Source organism: Pseudomonas sp. MWU16-30316, from assembly GCF_020515645.1.
Classification (GTDB): domain Bacteria; phylum Pseudomonadota; class Gammaproteobacteria; order Pseudomonadales; family Pseudomonadaceae; genus Aquipseudomonas; species Aquipseudomonas cerasi.
Genome location: NZ_JAIZAZ010000005.1, coordinates 381568 through 400152, shown reverse-complemented (window position 1 = coordinate 400152; position 18585 = coordinate 381568). Strand labels below are relative to the sequence as shown.

At 58.9% G+C, this 18585-nt stretch carries 16 protein-coding genes; 7 read left to right on the top strand and 9 right to left on the bottom strand.

Going from position 1 to position 18585, the window contains the following annotated elements:
* Window positions 1-5: 5 nt before the first annotated feature.
* From LCH65_RS18495 to glgA, 4 genes are read right to left on the bottom strand one after another with little or no spacing between them, the layout of a single operon-like run.
* Entirely contained in the window at window positions 6-2789 is a 2784-nt protein-coding gene (locus LCH65_RS18495) for a malto-oligosyltrehalose synthase (RefSeq protein WP_226439697.1), read from the bottom strand.
* On the bottom strand, window positions 2786-4864 hold the full coding sequence (malQ, locus tag LCH65_RS18490) for a 4-alpha-glucanotransferase (RefSeq protein ID WP_058417354.1): 2079 nt from the start codon (window positions 4862-4864) through the stop codon (window positions 2786-2788). The genes LCH65_RS18495 and malQ overlap by 4 nt, the downstream gene beginning before the upstream one ends.
* A complete protein-coding gene (treZ, locus tag LCH65_RS18485; RefSeq protein WP_004413771.1) occupies window positions 4854-6668 on the bottom strand; it encodes a malto-oligosyltrehalose trehalohydrolase in 1815 nt (604 codons plus the stop codon). The genes malQ and treZ overlap by 11 nt, the downstream gene beginning before the upstream one ends.
* 16 nt (window positions 6669-6684) lie before the next feature.
* Window positions 6685-8283, bottom strand: coding sequence for a glycogen synthase GlgA (gene glgA / locus LCH65_RS18480; protein WP_004413769.1), 1599 nt, complete (start codon window positions 8281-8283; stop codon window positions 6685-6687).
* 616 nt (window positions 8284-8899) lie between these two features.
* Here glgA and LCH65_RS18475 point away from each other — a divergent pair.
* Complete coding sequence (locus LCH65_RS18475; protein ID WP_058417392.1) at window positions 8900-9391, top strand: GNAT family N-acetyltransferase; 492 nt, start codon at window positions 8900-8902, stop codon at window positions 9389-9391.
* Between the two features lie 161 nt (window positions 9392-9552).
* On the opposite strand, the gene LCH65_RS18470 is transcribed toward LCH65_RS18475, so the two are convergent.
* Window positions 9553-9726 (bottom strand): DUF6026 family protein, encoded by a 174-nt coding sequence (locus tag LCH65_RS18470; protein ID WP_003364475.1) that lies wholly within the window; start codon window positions 9724-9726, stop codon window positions 9553-9555.
* A 263-nt stretch (window positions 9727-9989) separates the two neighbouring features.
* Between LCH65_RS18470 and gnd the strand changes: the two genes are divergently transcribed.
* From gnd to LCH65_RS18450, 4 genes are read left to right on the top strand one after another with little or no spacing between them, the layout of a single operon-like run.
* The gene (gene gnd / locus LCH65_RS18465) at window positions 9990-11015 is read left to right on the top strand and encodes a phosphogluconate dehydrogenase (NAD(+)-dependent, decarboxylating) (RefSeq protein ID WP_072366055.1); all 1026 of its coding nucleotides are present in this window, start codon (window positions 9990-9992) and stop codon (window positions 11013-11015) included.
* A complete protein-coding gene (gene zwf / locus LCH65_RS18460) occupies window positions 11015-12547 on the top strand; it encodes a glucose-6-phosphate dehydrogenase (protein ID WP_004413763.1) in 1533 nt (510 codons plus the stop codon). The genes gnd and zwf overlap by 1 nt, the downstream gene beginning before the upstream one ends.
* Complete coding sequence (locus tag LCH65_RS18455) at window positions 12540-13349, top strand: Cof-type HAD-IIB family hydrolase (RefSeq protein WP_004413761.1); 810 nt, start codon at window positions 12540-12542, stop codon at window positions 13347-13349. Before zwf ends, LCH65_RS18455 begins: the two co-directional genes overlap by 8 nt.
* Before the next feature lie 50 nt (window positions 13350-13399).
* Window positions 13400-15217 (top strand): glycoside hydrolase family 15 protein, encoded by a 1818-nt coding sequence (locus LCH65_RS18450; RefSeq protein WP_058417356.1) that lies wholly within the window; start codon window positions 13400-13402, stop codon window positions 15215-15217.
* Here the strand turns inward: LCH65_RS18450 and alkB are convergent, their stop codons facing one another.
* Genes alkB through LCH65_RS18435 form a run of 3 tightly spaced genes read right to left on the bottom strand, consistent with a single transcriptional unit; the run spans window position 15218 to window position 16431 of the window.
* Complete coding sequence (gene alkB / locus LCH65_RS18445) at window positions 15218-15904, bottom strand: DNA oxidative demethylase AlkB (protein WP_054081010.1); 687 nt, start codon at window positions 15902-15904, stop codon at window positions 15218-15220.
* 24 nt (window positions 15905-15928) lie between these two features.
* Complete coding sequence (locus LCH65_RS18440) at window positions 15929-16111, bottom strand: hypothetical protein (protein WP_003364465.1); 183 nt, start codon at window positions 16109-16111, stop codon at window positions 15929-15931.
* 14 nt (window positions 16112-16125) lie between these two features.
* On the bottom strand, window positions 16126-16431 hold the full coding sequence (locus tag LCH65_RS18435; RefSeq protein WP_003364463.1) for a DUF1883 domain-containing protein: 306 nt from the start codon (window positions 16429-16431) through the stop codon (window positions 16126-16128).
* Between the two features lie 167 nt (window positions 16432-16598).
* Here LCH65_RS18435 and LCH65_RS18430 point away from each other — a divergent pair, with 167 nt between their 5' ends.
* Window positions 16599-16952, top strand: coding sequence for a hypothetical protein (locus LCH65_RS18430; protein ID WP_003411257.1), 354 nt, complete (start codon window positions 16599-16601; stop codon window positions 16950-16952).
* Window positions 16953-17007: 55 nt separating this feature from the next.
* Here the strand turns inward: LCH65_RS18430 and LCH65_RS18425 are convergent, their stop codons facing one another.
* Window positions 17008-17289, bottom strand: a complete 282-nt coding sequence (locus LCH65_RS18425; RefSeq protein WP_003400694.1) for a hypothetical protein — start codon at window positions 17287-17289, stop codon at window positions 17008-17010.
* Window positions 17290-17663: 374 nt separating this feature from the next.
* Between LCH65_RS18425 and galU the strand changes: the two genes are divergently transcribed.
* A complete protein-coding gene (gene galU / locus LCH65_RS18420; protein WP_003364457.1) occupies window positions 17664-18503 on the top strand; it encodes a UTP--glucose-1-phosphate uridylyltransferase GalU in 840 nt (279 codons plus the stop codon).
* Window positions 18504-18585: the final 82 nt, after the last annotated feature.

Below are 18585 nucleotides of genomic sequence, written 5' to 3'. Positions count from 1 at the left end.
AGCTATTACATAGTTTGAATAAGCAGATTGACGGAAAATCTTTCAAGCGCTGCACTGAGCGGTACTTCCCGATCACTCGTCACGACAACGTCAGAAAAGAGTCCCTTCCAGTCAGAACCGGAGTCGGCAAACGGCAATATGATCCGCGTGTCGCCCCAATTGGCAGCATTAATCAATGGAGTTTGCGCAGTACCCAATAGTTCACTGCATGTGCGTGGTACTACGATGATAGCGCGCACTCCTTGCGTCTCCCGGGCAAAGGCCATCACCTGCTCGGCGTGACTGCCCTTTATTTCCAGAGGTTGATAACTGCCCTCGCTGAACAATACCGGATGTTCGGCGCGCAGGTTCAAGACCTTCGCGATCAGAGCCTGCTTGATGCGTCCGTCCTTCCAGTCAGTCAGCAGCTCGGCAACGCTTGCGTCTTCGGCCAGGGCCTGTTTCCGTGCAGCGTAGTCAACCGGGCGACGGTTGTCCGGGTCCACCAGGCTGAAATCCCAGAACTCGGTGCCCTGATACAAATCGGGAACACCGGGTACGCTCAAGCGTAGCAAGGTTTGCGCCAGGCTGTTGAGCGCGCCTGCGGTGGCAATACGGTTGGCCGTCGCACTGAGGGATTGGCGCAACGCCAAGGCTTCCGGTGCCAGCAGCAAACGCTCCAGAAATTCGCGGCAAGCGGTTTCGTAGGGCTGATTCGGTGCACTCCAGCTACTTTGCAGCTTGGCTTCGCGCAGGGCTTTCTCTTGCCACTGGACCATGCGTTTCGCGTATTCCTGGTGAGCTTCTTCACCCTCCAGGCTCAGCGGCCAGCTGCCCAGCAAGGCCTGGTAAAGCATCAGCTCGTCGCCGGCACTGATGGTCGGCTCGTCACCCTTGAGCGGCATTGCCAGCTGTCTCCAGCGCTCAACCTGTTCGGCGTACCACGGGGCGCACTCACTCAGGACCGCAAGACGTGTACGCGTATCTTCACCGCGCTTGTGATCGTGTGTTGCAGTGGTCAGCAGGTTGTCCGGAAACTTCTCCAGACGCTGCAGGCAGACCTGATGGAAGTCATCTACCGGCGCACTGAAGTGCTGCGGATGAAAACCCACATCGTTGCGCGAGAGCAGCACGGCAGAGCGGTAGAACGACGTGTCTTCGACTGACTTGGCGGCAACCGGGGAGGTCAGTTGCTGGAAGCGTACGCAGGCATTCTTGTAAAGCTTGCGCAGCGGGCCGCGTGGCAGTTTTCGCCACGGTTCGCCACCGAGCCAGCGTGCCAGGTAATCCAGCACTGGCCAGTCGCCTTCGTTCAGCGTCGCACGCGCGCCTTCCATTGCCTGCTGGAAATACTTGTCGTCCTGCGCCGAACGGCCGCATACCGAGATGTAGGTACGATAAATCGGGAAATTGACGATCAGCGCGAGCAGGGCACGGCGAATTGCACCCAGGGTCAGGTCGCGACTCATCAGGTCGCTGCGAGCAACCTGCAACAACGATTGGGCAACGTTCTCGAAATCGCCCGCCAGTGTGCCGTGCAGGACCAGATCCCGGGCCACCAGCACTTCCTGATCGAAGTCGGCGGTACGCTCGGTCAGGCGGCTCCACAGCTCACCCAGAGGCTCTTCGCCCTTGGGGTCGTGTTGCAGCAATGACACCTGATTCATGAACTCGTAACCCGTCGTGCCGTCAACGCTCCAGTCTTCACGCAGCGGCTCGTCGGGGCCGAGAATTTTCTCGACGAAGATCGGCAGATGATCGATCTGTGCATGCTCGGGACGCAGCTTGAGCAAGCTCTTAACCCGGCGGTGCAGCTTGCGACCGTAGCCGCGCGGGTCCGCCAGACCATCGATGTGGTCGATACGCAGCCCGTCGACCAGGCCGTCGGCAATCAGCTGGAATATTTTTCCGTGGGTCGCCTCGAACACCTGTGGCCGCTCGACACGCAGGCCGCCCAGCTCGTTGATGTCGAAGAAACGCCGCCAGTTGATGTCATCGCCAGCGGTGCGCCAGCTGGCCAGACGGTAGTGCTGACGCTCCAGCAACCGGTGCAGGCGCTGGAAGCCTTCCGGCTTGCTCGAATCGAAATGCGCGAGAATCTGCTCAATACCCTTGAGTACCTGCGGGTCCTTGGCCAGTTCGGCCAACTCGGTCCTGGCCTGGCGCGCGCGCTCATAAGCTTGCGGGAACTGCGCCAGAGCGGTGAAACGCTGGGCCATTTCCTTGAGTTGCGGGTGATCCACGGCCTGCAACAATGAGTCGTAGGTCAGTGGGCAGATCGGAAAGTGATGCTGATAGTGCTCGATGTAAAACGAGCCATGCTCGGCATCGAAGCGCAGCGGAATTTCACCGGCCTGCAATACCGTGCCGTAATCACTGCTCAGGAATGGCAGCAACAGCTGGCCTTCCAGCAGCGGGTCCGGCGAATTCCATTGGATGTCGAAGAACTCTGCATACGGGCTGCGACGGCCCCATTCGAGCAGGTCCAGCCACCATGGGTTGTCGGCACCGCCGACCGCCATATGGTTGGACACGATGTCGAGAATCAGCCCCATGCCGTGCTCGCGAAGGGTCTCGACCAGGCGCAGCAGGGCAGGCTCGCCGCCCAGTTCCGGGTTGATGACCGTGGGATCAACGACATCGTAGCCGTGCATCGAGCCGGCACGGGCTTTGAGCAGCGGTGACGCGTAGACGTGGCTGATACCCAGGCTGGCGAAGTAGGGCACCAGTGGCACAGCGTCGTTGAGAGTAAAATCCTTGTGGAATTGCAGGCGCTGGGTGGCGCGCAAAGGCTGTAATGGACGGGTCATTGATCACGCTCCGTAGCCTGCAGCCGGGATCGGGAAAGCAATTCCAGTCGTCGAGCAGCATTCGGGTTATCAAGCAGAGAGGCCGCATCGCCGGGAAGACGTCTGCGCCAGTTGGGGTGGCTGTCAATGGTGCCGGGCAGGTTGGCCTGCTCTTCGACACCCAGGGCGTCTTCTATCGGCAGCAAGACCAATGGCGCACGTGTATGGCCAAGGTAGCTGATGCTCGCGTCGATGATCTGGGCCGGGTCTTCAGTACCGGAGGGCATACTGTCGATGTTCTGGCTCAAGGCACGCCGCAGGCTTTCATATTCCCGCGTGCGCTCTTCGCGCCACTGCGATTCATGCTGATCGTCAATGTGACCGAGGCGCGCGTTCCACTCGATATCCAGCTCGCTGAGCCAGCCTGCGAGGGTAGGCAGGTCGTGGGTACTGGTGGTCGCCAGCGCTTGATCCGACCAGTCGAGAATCGGCTTGAACTGACCGTTGTTTTGTTCGAACAGCAGTACGCGCATGCCAAGAATCGCCCTGGCACTGAGTTTTTCGCTCAGGCCTTCAGGCACCGTACCAAGGTCTTCACCCAGCACGATCGCCTTGTGCCGCCAGGATTCCAGGCTCAGCAGGCGAAGCATGTCGTCTAGCGGGAAATTAAGGTACGCGCCTTCGCTGGGAGGCGCCCCCTGCGGGATGACCCACAGGCGCTGCAAGCCCATGACATGGTCGATACGCAAGCCGCCGGCATGGGCGAAGTTGGCCCGCAGCATCTCGATGAACGCACGAAAACCGTTGCGCTTGAGGCCGTCCGGTGAAAACGCGGAAATCCCCCAGCTTTGGCCAGCACGGTTGAGAATGTCGGGTGGTGCGCCGACGGTCAGGGCTGACAGCAGCTCGTCCTGGCGGCTCCAGGCCTGGCTTCCGGCGCCATCGGCACCCACGGCCAGATCGGCAATCAGGCCGACGCGCATGCCGCTGCTGCGTGCTGCCACCTGCGCGCGCTCCAGACCACGGGCTATGAGCCATTGGGCGAACGCATGAAAGCTGATTTGCTCGCTATGGTTTTTGGCAAACTCTGCGACGGCTTCACCGCGAGGGTCTTTGAACTGTTCCGGCCATTCATGCCAGTTGTTACCGATGTTCAGTGTTTCGGATTCGGCACACAGCGCTTCGAAGCGGCAGTGATTTTCCAGCGCTTCACCACCGCTGTGGCGGAAGCTGTTGAAGTCTTCGTGCAGTGGGTGATCACCCGCACTGAAGCCCTCATAAAGCGCGTGAAGCGCTTTCCATTTGGCATTGGCCGCAGCTGGCCAGTCGATCAGCGTCTGTGTTTCAAGACGCTTCATCTCGTCGCCGACACGCGCGTCTTCGATTGCCTGACGCCACGCACTTTCACCGAGAATCGCACCCGGCGACGCATACAGGCTGTTGAGAAACAGCCTGCTGGAAGGTGAATAAGGGCTGTAACGGTGAGGGTCGTTGGCGAACATGGCGTGGATCGGGCTGATGCCCAACGCGTCGGCACCTCGTTCCCCGGCAGAGCGCAAGACCTTCTCCAGTGCCTCGGTGTCACCAAAACCGCCATCACCTTCACGGCGCAAGCTGTAGAGCTGAGCGGTCAGTCCCCAGCCGTGCGGCTTCGAGGTGTCGGTCGCCATTGCCATGCTGAAGCAGGTTTTCGGTGCGACCGCGATGGTCAGGTGCTGGCCGGCAATTTCCAGCTGTTGGTAGCCGGGCGGGGCAAGTGCCGGAAGCTCTGCACTGGAGGTCAGTCTGGCATCCAGTGAAGAGCCGTCTTCGAGGTGAAGCGTAAACGGCGTTTGTGGAGCAAACCATTGCGACAGGTCCAGGTTGCTTTCTACATCGACCGTCAGCAGCGGCGGGGCAGTGGTGCCGTGACTGGCCTTTTGCAGGCGCAGCAGGCTGGCATCGATAGCCTCGCCGTTTTCAGCCGGATAGCCCAGCGCCTCCAATACCTTGCGCAGCACATCAGGGCTGACGGTCTGCGGTCGAGCGTTGGCATCGACCCAGTGAACCGACAATCCTGCCTCGGTTGCAAGCCTCTCCAATTGCTCATTGTTCATCCTGTTCCTCCAGAACATCGCTTGCTTTCAGGCTGACAATGGCCGTGTAAGCATTGAGGATGCCGCGTGGGGAAAGTTCGGACGATTTTTCGGCACTGGAGAATATCTCGCGGGCACCCGTTTGCGGCGGTGCGTCGACCGCGTGCTCACTGAGATTGAGATCAATGCGCAGTTCGCTGCCATCACCCAGCGTCCAGCGCGCACTGACCGCCTTGTCACCAAGAATATCGGTCTTCAGGAAGCGTGCACCCTGCAGGCGCGGCATGATTTCCTTGTGCCGCAAGGCCAGCAACTGCGTGTAGAACTCCAGCCAGCTGCGATGATCAAGGCCTATGTCGGTGTCGAGATCGACCGCGGAAAACGCCGGGCGCGACGCTTCGAACGTCTTGATGTCATTGGGATCAGGGATGTGCTCGCGCTTTTCCGGGTCGGCAAACGCGGCGAAATCAGCGAACTCCTTGCGACGTCCTTCACGTACCGCATCGGCCAGTTCGCCGTGGTGGCTGGTGAAGAACAGAAACGGCTCGCTGGCCGCCCATTCATCGCCCATGAACATCAACGGGATCATCGGTGAAAGCAGCAACAGGGCGGTGGCGGCCTTCAATGCAGCAGGCGCGCAGAGCTGCGGGAGGCGTTCACCGAGTGCGCGGTTGCCGATCTGATCGTGGTTCTGCAGAAACAGCACAAAGGCCGACGGCGGCAGATGCGCGCTGGGCTCGCCTCGCGTGTGCCCATGACGCGTCGGTTCGCCTTGGTAGACAAACCCCTCGCTGAGCAGGCGCGCAAGCTTCTGCGTCGGCTCTTTGGCAAAGTCGGAATAGTAGGCGTCGGTTTCACCGGTCAACAGCACGTGGAGGGTGTTGTGACCGTCGTCGTCCCATTGTGCATCGAAGCCTTTTTCCAGAAGACTGGCCTGGTTGAACTCGTTCTCAAGGTTCAGCCACACGTGCCTGCCCGGTTCAATGCGCCCGCGAACCCGCTCAGCAAACTCCGGCAGGAAGGTCTTGTCGCGAATGGCGTGCACCGCGTCCATGCGCAGGCCGTCGAAGCGATACTCGAGCAGCCACATCAGGGCGTTATCGACGAAAAAGTCGCGCACCTGCGGGCGCCTGAAGTCGATCGCATCGCCCCATGGGGTGTGCAGGTCGCTGCGGAAAAACTCCTTGGCGTAACTGCCCAGGTAGTTGCCGTCCGGGCCGAAGTGGTTGTACACCACGTCCAGAATCACCATCAGGCCAAGACCGTGAGCGGTGTCGATCAGTTGCTTGAGCTGTTCAGGCGTGCCGTAGGAGGATTGCGGAGCATAATGAAGAACGCCGTCGTAGCCCCAGTTGCGATCACCGGGGAACTGCGCAAGCGGCATCAGTTCGATCGCAGTAACACCCAGTTTGGCGAGTCGCGGCAGGTGCTTTTCCACGCCAGCGTAGCCGCCCATGGCGCCCACGTGCAGTTCATAGATCACCGCTTCATGCCATGGACGTCCGTTCCATGCAGTGTTTTGCCATGAATAAGCGTCAGGGTCGACTACAAGGCTTTCAGAGTGAACGTCATCGAGCTGTGCGCGGGAGGCGGGGTCAGGAACGTCCAGTTCGTGGTCGATCCTGAAGCGGTAGCGAGTACCCGCCTTGCAGCGGGCCTCAAGGACGAACCAGCCGTCGGACTGAGGCAGCATGGCCAATGACTGGCCATCCTGCAGTTCGACATTTACGAAGGAGGCATCCGGTGCCCAGAGGGCAAACCGGGTGTGTTCAGGGTCCAACAAAACGGCGCCGTGGCGCCAGTTATCGTCTGTACGCAGGGGCATCCATTAAATCCTTAACCTAGTAGTTGCTGGAAATACTCACGTTTTTCTTCAACAGATCGCGATAGAGATCTGCGTAGGGCTCTACCGCCTGATGCCAGTTGAAGGGAGCCGCCATTGCACGGCAGCGCATGGCGTTGAGCAGTTCGGGATGAGCAAAGACCTGAAAAGTACGATCCAGGGCCTTGGTGTAGCTTTCGACTGTCGATTCGTTGAAGAGGAAACCAGTGACACCGTCTTCAATCGTATCGGCCAGGCCACCGGTATTGCGTGCGACAGGCAGAGAGCCGAAGCGTTGCGCATACATCTGGCTCAGCCCGCAAGGCTCATAGCGGGACGGCATCAGCAGGAAATCGCTGCCAGCGAACATGCGTCGCGCGTCGGTTTCGTTGAAGCCTATGCGCACGCCGATACGCCCGGGGAAGCGTGCCGCCAGTTCACGCATGGCCTCTTCTTCCTCGGGTTCACCGCGGCCGATGATTGCGATCTGCCCGCCATTGTTGACGATGTGTTCGGCGACGCCGATCGTCAGGTCCAGACCTTTCTGATACACAAGGCGTGATACCACTGCGTACAGCGGCCCGGTCGAGGCGTCCAGTTCGAACAACTCACGAACGTAGTCAGCGTTGATTTCCTTGCGCATCCATTCATTGGGCGCAAAATGGCAGATCAGGTGTTCGTCGGTGGCCGCATCCCAACTTTCGTCGATACCGTTGGGGATACCGCTGAGCTGACCCTTGTTGGCCTTGCTTTGCAGGAAGCCTTCCAGGCCGCAACCAAACTCCGGAGTAGTGATTTCCCGAGCGTAGGTGGCGCTGACGGTCGTGATGTGGCTGGCAAAGGCCATTCCAGCCTTGATGAAAGACAGCTGGCCGTAAAACTCCATGCCTTCAGGGGTAATGGCGGAGTCCGGAATGCCCAGCTCACGGCTCGACGTCGTACTCACGGTCCCTTGATAGGCGAGGTTGTGAATAGTGAAGATGCTTGGCGTGGACTGCCCGCGCCAGCGCATGTAAGCAGGCGCCAGGCCGGCTGGCCAGTCGTGGGCATGAACCAGCTCGGGGCACCACTGGCTCTTGACTTCGCCAGCGGCGAACTCGGCAGCTGCCAGGCCCAGACGGGCGAAGCGAATATGGTTATCGGACCAGTCACGGCCGGTGCTGTCGGCATAAGGGGTGCCTTCGCGCTCGTAAAGCTCCGGGCAGATCAGCACGTAGATCACCAGGCCATCTTTCATGTCCATGCGACCCACCTTGCAAGGCGGCAGCGCTGCATGCCCGCCCAGCTGGCTGATGATATGGATCGGATTACCGCTGTTGATGACCTGCGGATAACCTGGAATCAGCACTCGCACGTCGTGCAGGTGGCGCATGGCTCGCGGCAGTGCGGCAGACACATCGCCCAGGCCACCGGTTTTCACCAGATCGGCCAGCTCGGAGGTCACGAACAACACTTTGCGTCTGTTGACTTGAGACATGGTCGGCTGAGGCTGAACAGTCGACGTTGGCATTTGCAGCACAGGAACGCTCTTGGTAGAGAACACCGGCAGATGAGTCAGCTCGCCGACAGGCTGGTTAAAACTCTCTCCCTTCTGGGTTTTCACAGCGGCGCTAATCATCAATTTTCCCCTTAAAACAGTCTTGGTGCATCACTTGATTTTTATTGGCCATTTCCTATGGCCGGGTACACATACGTGCACTACGCAAGATCGATACCCGTTTGGACCATGCATAGTGACAAAGCGGTGTGATGTCGCCATTACCGGATGTCAGCCAATAGCATAGATGCTCTAATCAGCTGACCCGGCCGTTTTGGAGAAGTTTCGACTTTTTTATTTGCGAATGTCTGGAACAGGCTTCGACGCCGCACGTGATGGCACGCTGCAGGTAGCAGCCGGGCGGTCGATGCGCTTTTTTACCGCTGTTTTTGGCGTCCGTAGGGCTCATTACCGGTCGTCGGATCGTTGGACAATCCCGTCCAGGCGTTTGGTCTTCATCACTAAATTCCGATGCTGTCAGGCCGTAATGAGCAGCAACGGTGCGTAGCGCCTTTTCCGGGTGCGTGTAGCGATCAATCTGCGGGCACGACGAGAAAATCCTTACATCTGCGTCGGAACATTTTGAATCAGGGCAGGATAGAATCGGGCCACAAGCCCCGACCTTGACGTTGGCCTGAGGCATTTACCCTATGACTGATTTCACTGAATCACTCTGATTGAATTGACGAGGATGGAAATGGAAGCCCCCGAGGTACTGGTACTGCAAGCGAGTTACACCAATCCTGTGCACGCGGATGCAATCGGGTTCGTATTGAATGAGTATTCAATGGATGCCTTGGGGACGGGGCGGCCTCTGTCGAGCGACACCCGTCAGCAATTGGCAATCGAACTTGCGAAGCGTCCGTATGCGTTCAGTGTGCTGGCGTTTATCTCGGGAGAGCCGGTGGGGCTGGTCAACTGCTTCGAGGGGTTTTCAACCTTTGCCTGTCGTCCGTTGGTCAATATTCATGACGTCGCAGTGATCTCGCAATATCGAGGCCTCGGTATCAGCCAGAAAATGCTGCTCAAGGTCGAGGAGATTGCACGCCAGCGTGGCTGCTGCAAGCTGACGCTGGAGGTACTGGAAGGCAACGAGATTGCGCAGGGGGCCTACAGAAAGCTTGGTTTTGACAACTATCAGTTGAGCCCTGAAATGGGGCGCGCGATGTTCTGGCAAAAAACGCTATAGAGAGCCGATTCGCCAGGGTTCTTTTCCTGATGGCGCTGGTGCAGACGTGCACTGCCCGGAGAGTGGAACTGGTTGCGGGGATCGACAGGAGGGCAGGTCAGGTGGGCAAGCCGAGTTATCGGGCTTGCCCTGAGGCGTTTTGAAGGATGATACAGTTACGGTCAGGCCTGAAGCATCTTGACGGGGGCGGATAACTGCGATTGCTGCAGCATCGAGCTCAAATGAGCCACTTTTTTCTGCAACTGCTCGCGCTCTTCTTTTAATGTGCGCAGTTCGTCACGACGGATAGTGACATACAGGGTTTGTGGTGCAAGTGCTGGTAGTACAGTGCCCATTGCTCACCTCGCAAATGGCGGATTCAACCTCAGAGAGGCCCGTGGCAATGACTTTCAATCCCTGACCGCCGCTGCTTACCCTCTCTATCGGCACCGATTTTGATTTCTTTTGCATGATTTTGGAACTTTTTTATTTTTAATTGTCGCGAATGTCTCTTAATCGCGACAAAATGCACCACAGGAGGGCGCTCGCGTCTTCATCTTCTCGCAAGGGAACCGACGTTCCGCCTCGCTTGACTAATCAGCATGCTCGTAACCTGTCGATGCGCTGGACGGCAAGCGAGGCACCTTTTTACGATTTAAGGAGCACCTTCATGCAACTTGGGATTATTGGACTGGGCCGCATGGGCGGCAACATTGCACGCCGTCTGATGCTGAATGGTCACACGACTGTGGTGTACGACCGTGATGAAGCATCGCGCAACGCCCTGGCCAATGACGGTTCGACTGCGGTCGCAGATCTGAAGGAACTGGTCAGCACGCTCGCCAAGCCCCGTGCTGTCTGGGTAATGCTCCCGGCAGGTGCGCCCACCGAAGACACCATTCAGACCCTCAGCGAGTTGCTTGACGCCGATGACGTGATCATCGACGGCGGTAATACTTTCTACAAGGACGATATCCGGCGCGCTCAGGAGCTCACTGAAAAGGGCCTGCATTACGTCGATGTCGGTACGTCAGGTGGCGTCTGGGGGCTTGAGCGTGGCTACTGCATGATGATCGGAGGCGAGGCCGCCGTTGTCGAGCGCCTCGATCCGCTGTTCGCGACACTGGCTCCGGGCCTTGGCTCGATCGAGCGCACTCGTGACCGCAAATCGACCGACGACCGCGCCGAACGTGGCTATATCCACTCCGGCCCTGCGGGTTCCGGGCATTTCGTGAAGATGATCCACAACGGCATCGAGTACGGAATGATGCAGGCCTTCGCCGAAGGCTTCGATCTTCTCAAACAGAAAAATTCCGAACACCTGCCGCCTGAACAGCGTTTCGACCTCAACACGGCCGACATTGCCGAAGTCTGGCGTCGTGGCAGTGTGGTGTCGTCCTGGCTGCTGGACCTGACTGCCGATGCCCTGGCTACCGACCCGCACTTGGATGCTTTCTCCGGTTCGGTTGCCGACAGCGGCGAAGGTCGCTGGACCATCGAGGCGGCCATCGAGCAGGCGGTTCCGGTTCCTGTTCTGTCCAGCGCCCTGTTTGCGCGTTTCCGTTCTCGCCAGACAAGTTCGTACGCGGACAAGATGCTGTCCGCCATGCGCTTTGGATTCGGTGGCCACAAGGAACCCAAGTAATGGGCCTGTCGCGTGGCAGTGCCGAGCAAAAAACCGAGGTAGCCCCACCCACGACCCTGTTTCTGTTCGGTGCGCATGGAGACCTGGTCAAGCGCCTGTTGATGCCGGCGCTTTACAACCTGTCACGCGACGGTCTGGTGGATGAAGGGCTGCATATCGTCGGCGTCGATCACAATGCGATCAGTGATGCCGACTTTGCGAAAAAGCTTGAGAACTTCATTCGGGATGAAGCCGCCGGCAAGGTGGCTGGCGGTGGCAAGGATCCCCTCGACCCGGCGCTGTGGAGCAAGCTGGCCGAGCGCATCAGTTATGTGCAGGGCGACTTCCTCGACGATTCCACTTATCAGGACATCGCCAGCAAGATCGAGAGCACTGGCACCGCGAATGCGGTGTTCTATCTGGCCACTGCGCCGCGGTTTTTCAGTGAGGTTGCCCAACGGCTGGGTTCGTCAGGTTTGCTGCAGGAAACCGAAAACGGGTTTCGTCGCGTCGTGATCGAAAAGCCCTTCGGCTCCGATCTGGCCAGTGCGGTCGAGCTCAATGGCTGCCTGCTCAAGGTCATGAGCGAGAAGCAGATTTACCGGATCGACCATTACCTGGGCAAGGAGACGGTGCAGAACATTCTGGTCAGCCGTTTCTCCAATGGCCTGTTCGAGTCGTTCTGGAACAATCACTACATCGACCATGTACAGATCACGGCTGCGGAAACCGTAGGCGTCGAAACCCGTGGCAGCTTTTACGAACACACCGGTGCCTTGCGCGACATGGTGCCCAACCACCTGTTCCAGCTGCTGGCGATGGTTGCGATGGAGCCGCCTGCCGCTTTCGGTGCCGATGCCGTTCGCGGCGAGAAGGCCAAGGTGGTCGGTGCAATCCGGCCCTGGAGCCAGGAGGAAGCCCTGGCCAATTCGGTGCGTGGCCAGTATGCGAAGGGCGTGATGGGCGACAAGCAGGTCGTCGGTTATCGCCAGGAAGATCGCGTGGAGCCGGACAGCAACACCGAGACCTACGTTGCGCTCAAGGTCATGGTCGACAACTGGCGCTGGGTGGGCGTGCCTTTCTACCTGCGCACCGGAAAGCGCATGAGCGCTCGCAGCACTGAGATCGCCATCTGCTTCAAGCCTGCTCCGTACGCGCAGTTCCGCGATACCGAAGTCGACCGGCTCAAGCCCAACTACTTGCGGATCCAGATCCAGCCCAACGAAGGCATGTGGTTCGACCTGTTTGCAAAGCGTCCTGGCCCGGAACTGAAGATGGAAGATATCGCGCTGGGCTTCGCCTACAAGGATTTCTTCGAGATGCAGCCCTCCACCGGGTACGAAACCCTCATTTATGACTGCCTGACCGGTGATCAGACGCTCTTCCAGCGGGCCGACAACATCGAGAACGGCTGGCGTGCAGTGCAGCCGTTCCTCGACGCCTGGGCCGCGCAGCCGCAAGTGCAGCTTTACGAAGCTGGCAAGGATGGTCCGCAAGCGGGCGAAGAGTTGCTGAGTCGTGATGGTCGGGAATGGAGAGAATTGAATGTCTGAACTGCCCGTACAGTTCCTGTTGTCCGACATCGACGGCACATTACTGCGCCGTGATCACAGCCTTAGCCAAGCCAATATCGACGCCATCAAGCGCCTGCGTGATGCCGGCGTTCACTTCACGCTGGCCAGCAGTCGCCCGCCCAGGGCCATGCGCCAGGTGATCGAAGCGCTGGATGTGGATTTGCCCACCGTTGCATTCAATGGCGGCACCATCACTCATCCCGATGGCAGCCTGTTGGTGGCTCATCGCATTGACCCGCGCGCCGTTCGCATCTGTCTGGAGTTGTTTGCCGGGCAAAACGTTGCCATCTGGGTATTTGCCGATGATCAGTGGCTGCTGCTCGATCCCGATGCCGATTACGTCGATCATGAGCTCGATGCGCTGGGCTATGACTATGTTCAGGTCGAGAGTTTCGAGCCGTATCTGGATCGCGTCGACAAGATCGTCGCGGCCAGCGGTGATTTCGAGTTGCTCAAGACCCTTGAGGCGCAGCTCAATCCGCAGATCGAAGGACTCGCGCTGGCGGCCCGCTCGCAAAAATACTACCTGGATGTCACCGCGCTGGAGGCCAACAAGGGTTCCGCTCTGGTCGCGCTGGCGGACTATCTGGGCGTCGACCTGTCGCGTACGGCGGCCATAGGCGACGGCGGTAACGACGTGGCGATGTTCCACAAGGCAGGCTTGTCGATTGCCATGGGGCAGGGCGAGCAGACAGTCAAGGGACAGGCTGATCATGTTACTGATAGCAATGAGCAGGACGGAGTGGCCAACGCCATCGAGCGTTACATCCTGAACGCCTGATCAGCTGTTTACCCACGTTAACGAATCATCATCACGACGGGCATTTCTGGATGGCTGCACTGATCGAAGACTACGCATTGCTGGGCAACTGCGAGACGGCGGCGCTGGTCGCCCGTGATGGTTCGCTGGACTGGTTGTGTTTCCCCCGCTTCGACTCGACGGCCTGTTTCGCCGCTCTATTGGGGAGTGATGAGCATGGCCGCTGGAAGATTGCGCCGACCGCCGAGGTTATTGCCGTCGAGCGCCGTTACCGCGACGGCACGCTGATTCTCGAAACCGTTTTCGAAACCCGTGACGGTCGCGCCATGCTGATCGATTTCATGCCCATGAAGACCTCCGGCCACGTGGTGCGCATGGTGATCGGGCTGTCCGGTCGGGTCGAGTTCGCTGTAGACCTCGCCATCCGTTTCGATTACGGCAGCAGTGTGCCCTGGGTCGAGCGAAAGGATGCTCATACGCTGACGGCAGTGGCCGGGCCGGAAATGCTGGTTTTGCGCAGCCCTGTGGCACTGCATCCTCAGGATCATCACACCGCCAGCCGTTTTCACGTCGATGAAGGCGAGCGCGAGGTCTTCACGCTGGCCTATCAGGCATCCTTTGCACCCTTGCTCGAGCAGATCGATGCCGATCAGGCTCTGGAAAGCACCGCTGCCTACTGGCGCGAGTTTTCTGATCGTTGCCCTGACGTCGGGCCGTGGACGGCTCAGGTAAAGCGCTCGCTGATAACGCTGAAAGCCATGACCTACGCGCCCACCGGCGGCATCGTTGCCGCCGTGACCACCTCACTGCCCGAACAGTTGGGTGGCGAGCGCAATTGGGATTACCGCTATTGCTGGCTGCGCGACGCCACCATGACCCTTCTGGCATTCATGAATCTGGGTTATTTCGAGGAAGCTGAGGCCTGGCGGGACTGGCTGTTGCGCTCGGTTGCCGGTAACCCGGAACAGATCCAGATCATGTACGGCGTAGGCGGCGAGCGGCGTTTGCAGGAGTATGAGCTGCCCTGGCTGGGTGGCTATGAGAACTCACTGCCGGTGCGCGTCGGCAATGGTGCGGCGACACAGGTTCAGCTGGACGTCTACGGCGAAGTGGCCGACGCCATGATCCAGGCGCTGCGCGGCGGTATGGCGCAGCACCCGCGCAGCGTGGCGATTTCCAAAGTGGTCATGCCGTATCTGGAGAAGATCTGGCACCTGCCGGATGCGGGCATCTGGGAGATACGTTCCGAGCCGCGGCACTTCACGCACTCGAAAGTCATGGCCTGGGTGGCCTTTGACCGTAACGCCACGCAGATCGCCCAGGCTGCCGAGAGCGATGAGGATCGTGCGCTGGCAGTGCACTACCGGAAAGTGGCGGACGAAATCCATGCCGATGTCTGTCGCCACGGTTTCGATGCCGAGCTTGGCAGCTTCGTACAGACCTATGGCTCGACAGAAGTGGATGCCAGTCTGCTGCAGATTGTGCTGACCGGTTTTCTTGCGCCTGAAGACCCGCGAGTTATCGGTACTGTCGCGCAGATCGAGCGTACGCTGATGCAGGATGGTCTGCTGCTGCGCTATGACAACGAGCGCAGTGTCGATGGCGTTGCCGGTCGGGAAGGGACGTTTCTGGTCTGTTCGTTCTGGCTGGCCGATGCCTACGTCTTGCTGGGCCGGGCTGATGATGCCGCGCGGCTGTTCGAACGGTTGGTGGGTCTGTGCAATGACGTTGGTCTGCTGGCCGAACAGTACGATCCGAAGGGCGGGCGCATGCTGGGCAATTTCCCGCAGGCGTTCAGCCACATCGGCATCATCAATACAGCACTTAACCTGCACCGGGCGGTATGCCCGGCGCTGGCCCGGACGTCCGGCGTGCTCGAAGAGGCCTGATCAGCTGTCGCGGCCGGCCTTGCGAAAGGTCAGGTTGATCCGTTGCTCACCCAATTGCGGATGTTCTGCCTGCTTGATGGGCAGAATGCCGTGAAAGCGCAATCTGTCCTCGCCGCCCCAGACCACCACGTCGCCATGAAACAGGGAAATGCGTTGAGTCTTGTCGCTGCGCAGCAGGCCGCCGAACTGAAAGATGGCCGGTATGCCCAGTGATACCGACACTACTGGCCAGCGATGGTCGTGTTCGTTTCGGTCCTGATGCAGGGACATCCTGGCGCCCGGGATATAGCGGTTGATCAGACAGGCGTCAGGCACGAACCCGGCATAGCCGGCTGCGAGTGCGGCGTCCTGCGCCAGGTGCATGAAGGCGTCCGGCATCGCCGGCCAGGCCTGTCCTGTTTGCGGGTCGGTTGCCGTGTATCGATAACCATGACGGTCGGTTATCCAGCCCAGTTGTCCGCAACTGCTCAGCGCTGCAGACATGCTCAGACCGCTGGGGGTCTGCATGTGCCGGAACGGCGAAAGGCCCAGCGTTTCCTCAAGGGCGGCCAACAGTTGCGGCATGGCGGTCAGCGCAAAGCCTCTGAACAGCCACGACCCAGGCCCGATCCGCTCATCGCTGCGAGGCTGGGCCGTCTGGTCTGCGAACAGGTCCAGCGTGGCGGGAGTGTCACCTTTGCGTTGCATGATCGGATCGAGCTCCGGTGAGTATCAGAGAGCCTTGCTGACCTTGACGTCCGTAATAAGGTCGTCGCTCTCGCCGTGCATTTTCTTCAAGGCGGCTTCGGCTTCCTCGGTGGACGCCGATTGCAATTGGGCAAATTCGAAGCGGCGTTCGCCATTGAGCTTATAGCTGACAGCGAATTTGGTCGTACGCGGGGCTGGATTGTTCACGGTGACTCCTTGCATCATCCCAGGCGAGAGGTCGAGCGCCGGACGATCTTGATCTTGTGAGTGAAAGGCAGTTTGCGTCCGGCGTTGGTGTCTGCCTTGCGGCCTGCAGTATCGATGGTGATGTTCCAGAAACCGGTGCTTGGCGCGGCGATCTTGGCCGGAAATCTGTCGAACGCGCCGCCATGATAGGTGTGCCGACCACCATTTTTAAAGCTGCGAAAATTCGCATCGTTCATCAGGCGAATATTGCAGGTCTGAGAGCACTCGATGACGACAAGGTCGTCCTCGTTGAGATGCTCACGCTGGTGTACGAATTTCATGACGGGCTCCGAAATGGGGGTTTTTCTGAAAAATCAAAACGATAGCATGCGACGCCCGCAATTTGACGTCGGTGAGCATTAATTTGCCGTGTTTCCGGGAAAAAATGCCTCAGCCGGGATTTAATTGCGCTGGGGCTTGTCGTAGGACCTTTATTTGGAGGCTTTGTATGAAACTGGCTGCTGTAGTAGTCCTGGCCCTGGCAATGACTGGCTGTGCCACAGTGAACGACATTGAGCATACACCCCCCACCATGAACGTGATGTCGGGCAAAAATCCTCAGGAATACGCCGATTGCTTCGCTGGCAAGATCAGCAGCAGTCGCAAGCCGCCTCTGATCGAGCCTCGGCATGACGGCCTGCGGGTCATCGTCGCGCAGAAACTCAGCAAGTCACCCGCGGCAGTAGTGGATATCGAAAGCCGCTCGGGCGGTAGTACGATCAAGGTCTACGAACGACTTTCCAACGTGCCCATTCGTTTCAGGGATGTGCAGAACGCTGCCGAAGCGTGCATTTCAGGCTGATCAGTCAGGCCGGGTCAGCTGGCCCTGTTCGCGGTGGACAGGGCGGCAGACCTGATTACTTGCAGACCACCAGCACGCTGCGGCTTTTGTAGTTGCCAACGTCCACGCCCAGCGTCTTGTCGCTTTCGGCAGGTTGCGGGGTGCCATCTGTGCCGACAATTTCATAACCTGTGCCTGCACAGGACGCATCCGCCTTTTCGTAGCAGCTTGCCCAGGACATCGCCTCGCCGGAGCAGTCGATGCTCAAGCCCTGTTTGCCGTTTTTCAGGTAGGTATTGGAGGCGGTTGCGCAGCCGGTGAGGCCCAGCACAGCAATAATGGACAAAATTCTGATCATGTTTTTCGCTTCGAGATAAGGCCAGGGAATTAACAAATGCGAGCGTTGGACTGATAACGGGTGCCATCGTTCCGCCATGTTTTGCATCATAAACTGCCTGCCTCCCACTTGTCGCCGCTTGCCGTTGGCGAAGCCGGGTGTAAAGTCCGCGGTCGCCTAGAAGCGGTGTTGAGGTCCGGCCGCGCAGGCCTTGAGGGTAGTTTGACGGTGCCTTGAGCTGCTTTTATGTAAAGGCAATATCCAGAAAGTGCGGAACTATCTGTACGAGTATTCCTCTATCATGGCATCGGACGGCCAAAGGCGGGGCATTGTAAGGTGCCTGCCTCATCATTAGACTGCGCCGTTAACACCAACAGCCCTTACCAAGGACTTTTATGATCAAGAAATGCTTGTTCCCAGCAGCCGGTTACGGTACTCGCTTCCTGCCAGCGACCAAGGCCATGCCCAAGGAAATGCTGCCGGTGGTCAACAAGCCACTGATCCAATACGGTGTTGAGGAAGCCCTCGCTGCAGGCCTGACCGAAATTTCCATCGTGACCGGTCGTGGCAAGCGCGCTCTTGAAGACCACTTCGACATCAGCTATGAGCTTGAGCACCAGATCAAGGGCACTGACAAGGAAAAGTACCTCGTTGGTATTCGCAAGCTGATCGACGAGTGCAGCTTCTCGTACACCCGTCAGACCGAAATGAAAGGTTTGGGCCATGCCATCCTGAGCGGTCGCCCACTGATCGGCAACGAAGCTTTCGCCGTGGTTCTCGCGGACGACCTGTGCGTCAACCCTGAGGGTGACGGCGTGCTGGCGCAGATGGTCAAACTGCACAAGCATTATGGCTGCTCGATCATCGCCATTCAGGAAGTCGATCCGCAGGAAACCAACAAGTACGGCGTGATCGCGGGTGAAGAGATCAAGCCGGGCCTGTTCCGCGTGACCAACATGGTTGAAAAGCCTAAGCCTGAAGATGCGCCGTCCAACCTGGCGATCATCGGCCGCTACATCCTGACTCCGGACATTTTCGAGAAAATCGAACAGACCGAGCCGGGCAAGGGTGGTGAGATTCAGATCACCGATGCCTTGATGAAGCAGGCTGCCGAAGGCAACGTACTCGCTTACAAGTTCAAGGGTGAGCGTTTTGACTGCGGTGGTGCGGAAGGCTACATCCAGGCGACCAACTTCTGCTTCGAGCATTTCTACAAAACCGGCAAAGCGCATTGATTTCTGATTGATGACGCCCGGGACAAAGCCACCTTCGGGTGGCTTTGTCATTTCTGACTGGCCGCCAAGCGGCTATGCTGTG

Coding starts and splice junctions, on each gene's coding strand:
- LCH65_RS18495 (WP_226439697.1), bottom strand. CDS start 2,789: ATGACCCGTCCATTACAGCCTTTGCGCGCCACCCAGCGCCTGCAATTC.
- malQ (WP_058417354.1), bottom strand. CDS start 4,864: ATGAACAATGAGCAATTGGAGAGGCTTGCAACCGAGGCAGGATTGTCG.
- treZ (WP_004413771.1), bottom strand. CDS start 6,668: ATGCCCCTGCGTACAGACGATAACTGGCGCCACGGCGCCGTTTTGTTG.
- glgA (WP_004413769.1), bottom strand. CDS start 8,283: ATGATTAGCGCCGCTGTGAAAACCCAGAAGGGAGAGAGTTTTAACCAG.
- LCH65_RS18475 (WP_058417392.1), top strand. CDS start 8,900: ATGGAAGCCCCCGAGGTACTGGTACTGCAAGCGAGTTACACCAATCCT.
- LCH65_RS18470 (WP_003364475.1), bottom strand. CDS start 9,726: ATGGGCACTGTACTACCAGCACTTGCACCACAAACCCTGTATGTCACT.
- gnd (WP_072366055.1), top strand. CDS start 9,990: ATGCGCTGGACGGCAAGCGAGGCACCTTTTTACGATTTAAGGAGCACC.
- zwf (WP_004413763.1), top strand. CDS start 11,015: ATGGGCCTGTCGCGTGGCAGTGCCGAGCAAAAAACCGAGGTAGCCCCA.
- LCH65_RS18455 (WP_004413761.1), top strand. CDS start 12,540: ATGTCTGAACTGCCCGTACAGTTCCTGTTGTCCGACATCGACGGCACA.
- LCH65_RS18450 (WP_058417356.1), top strand. CDS start 13,400: ATGGCTGCACTGATCGAAGACTACGCATTGCTGGGCAACTGCGAGACG.
- alkB (WP_054081010.1), bottom strand. CDS start 15,904: ATGCAACGCAAAGGTGACACTCCCGCCACGCTGGACCTGTTCGCAGAC.
- LCH65_RS18435 (WP_003364463.1), bottom strand. CDS start 16,431: ATGAAATTCGTACACCAGCGTGAGCATCTCAACGAGGACGACCTTGTC.
- LCH65_RS18430 (WP_003411257.1), top strand. CDS start 16,599: ATGAAACTGGCTGCTGTAGTAGTCCTGGCCCTGGCAATGACTGGCTGT.
- LCH65_RS18425 (WP_003400694.1), bottom strand. CDS start 17,289: ATGATCAGAATTTTGTCCATTATTGCTGTGCTGGGCCTCACCGGCTGC.
- galU (WP_003364457.1), top strand. CDS start 17,664: ATGATCAAGAAATGCTTGTTCCCAGCAGCCGGTTACGGTACTCGCTTC.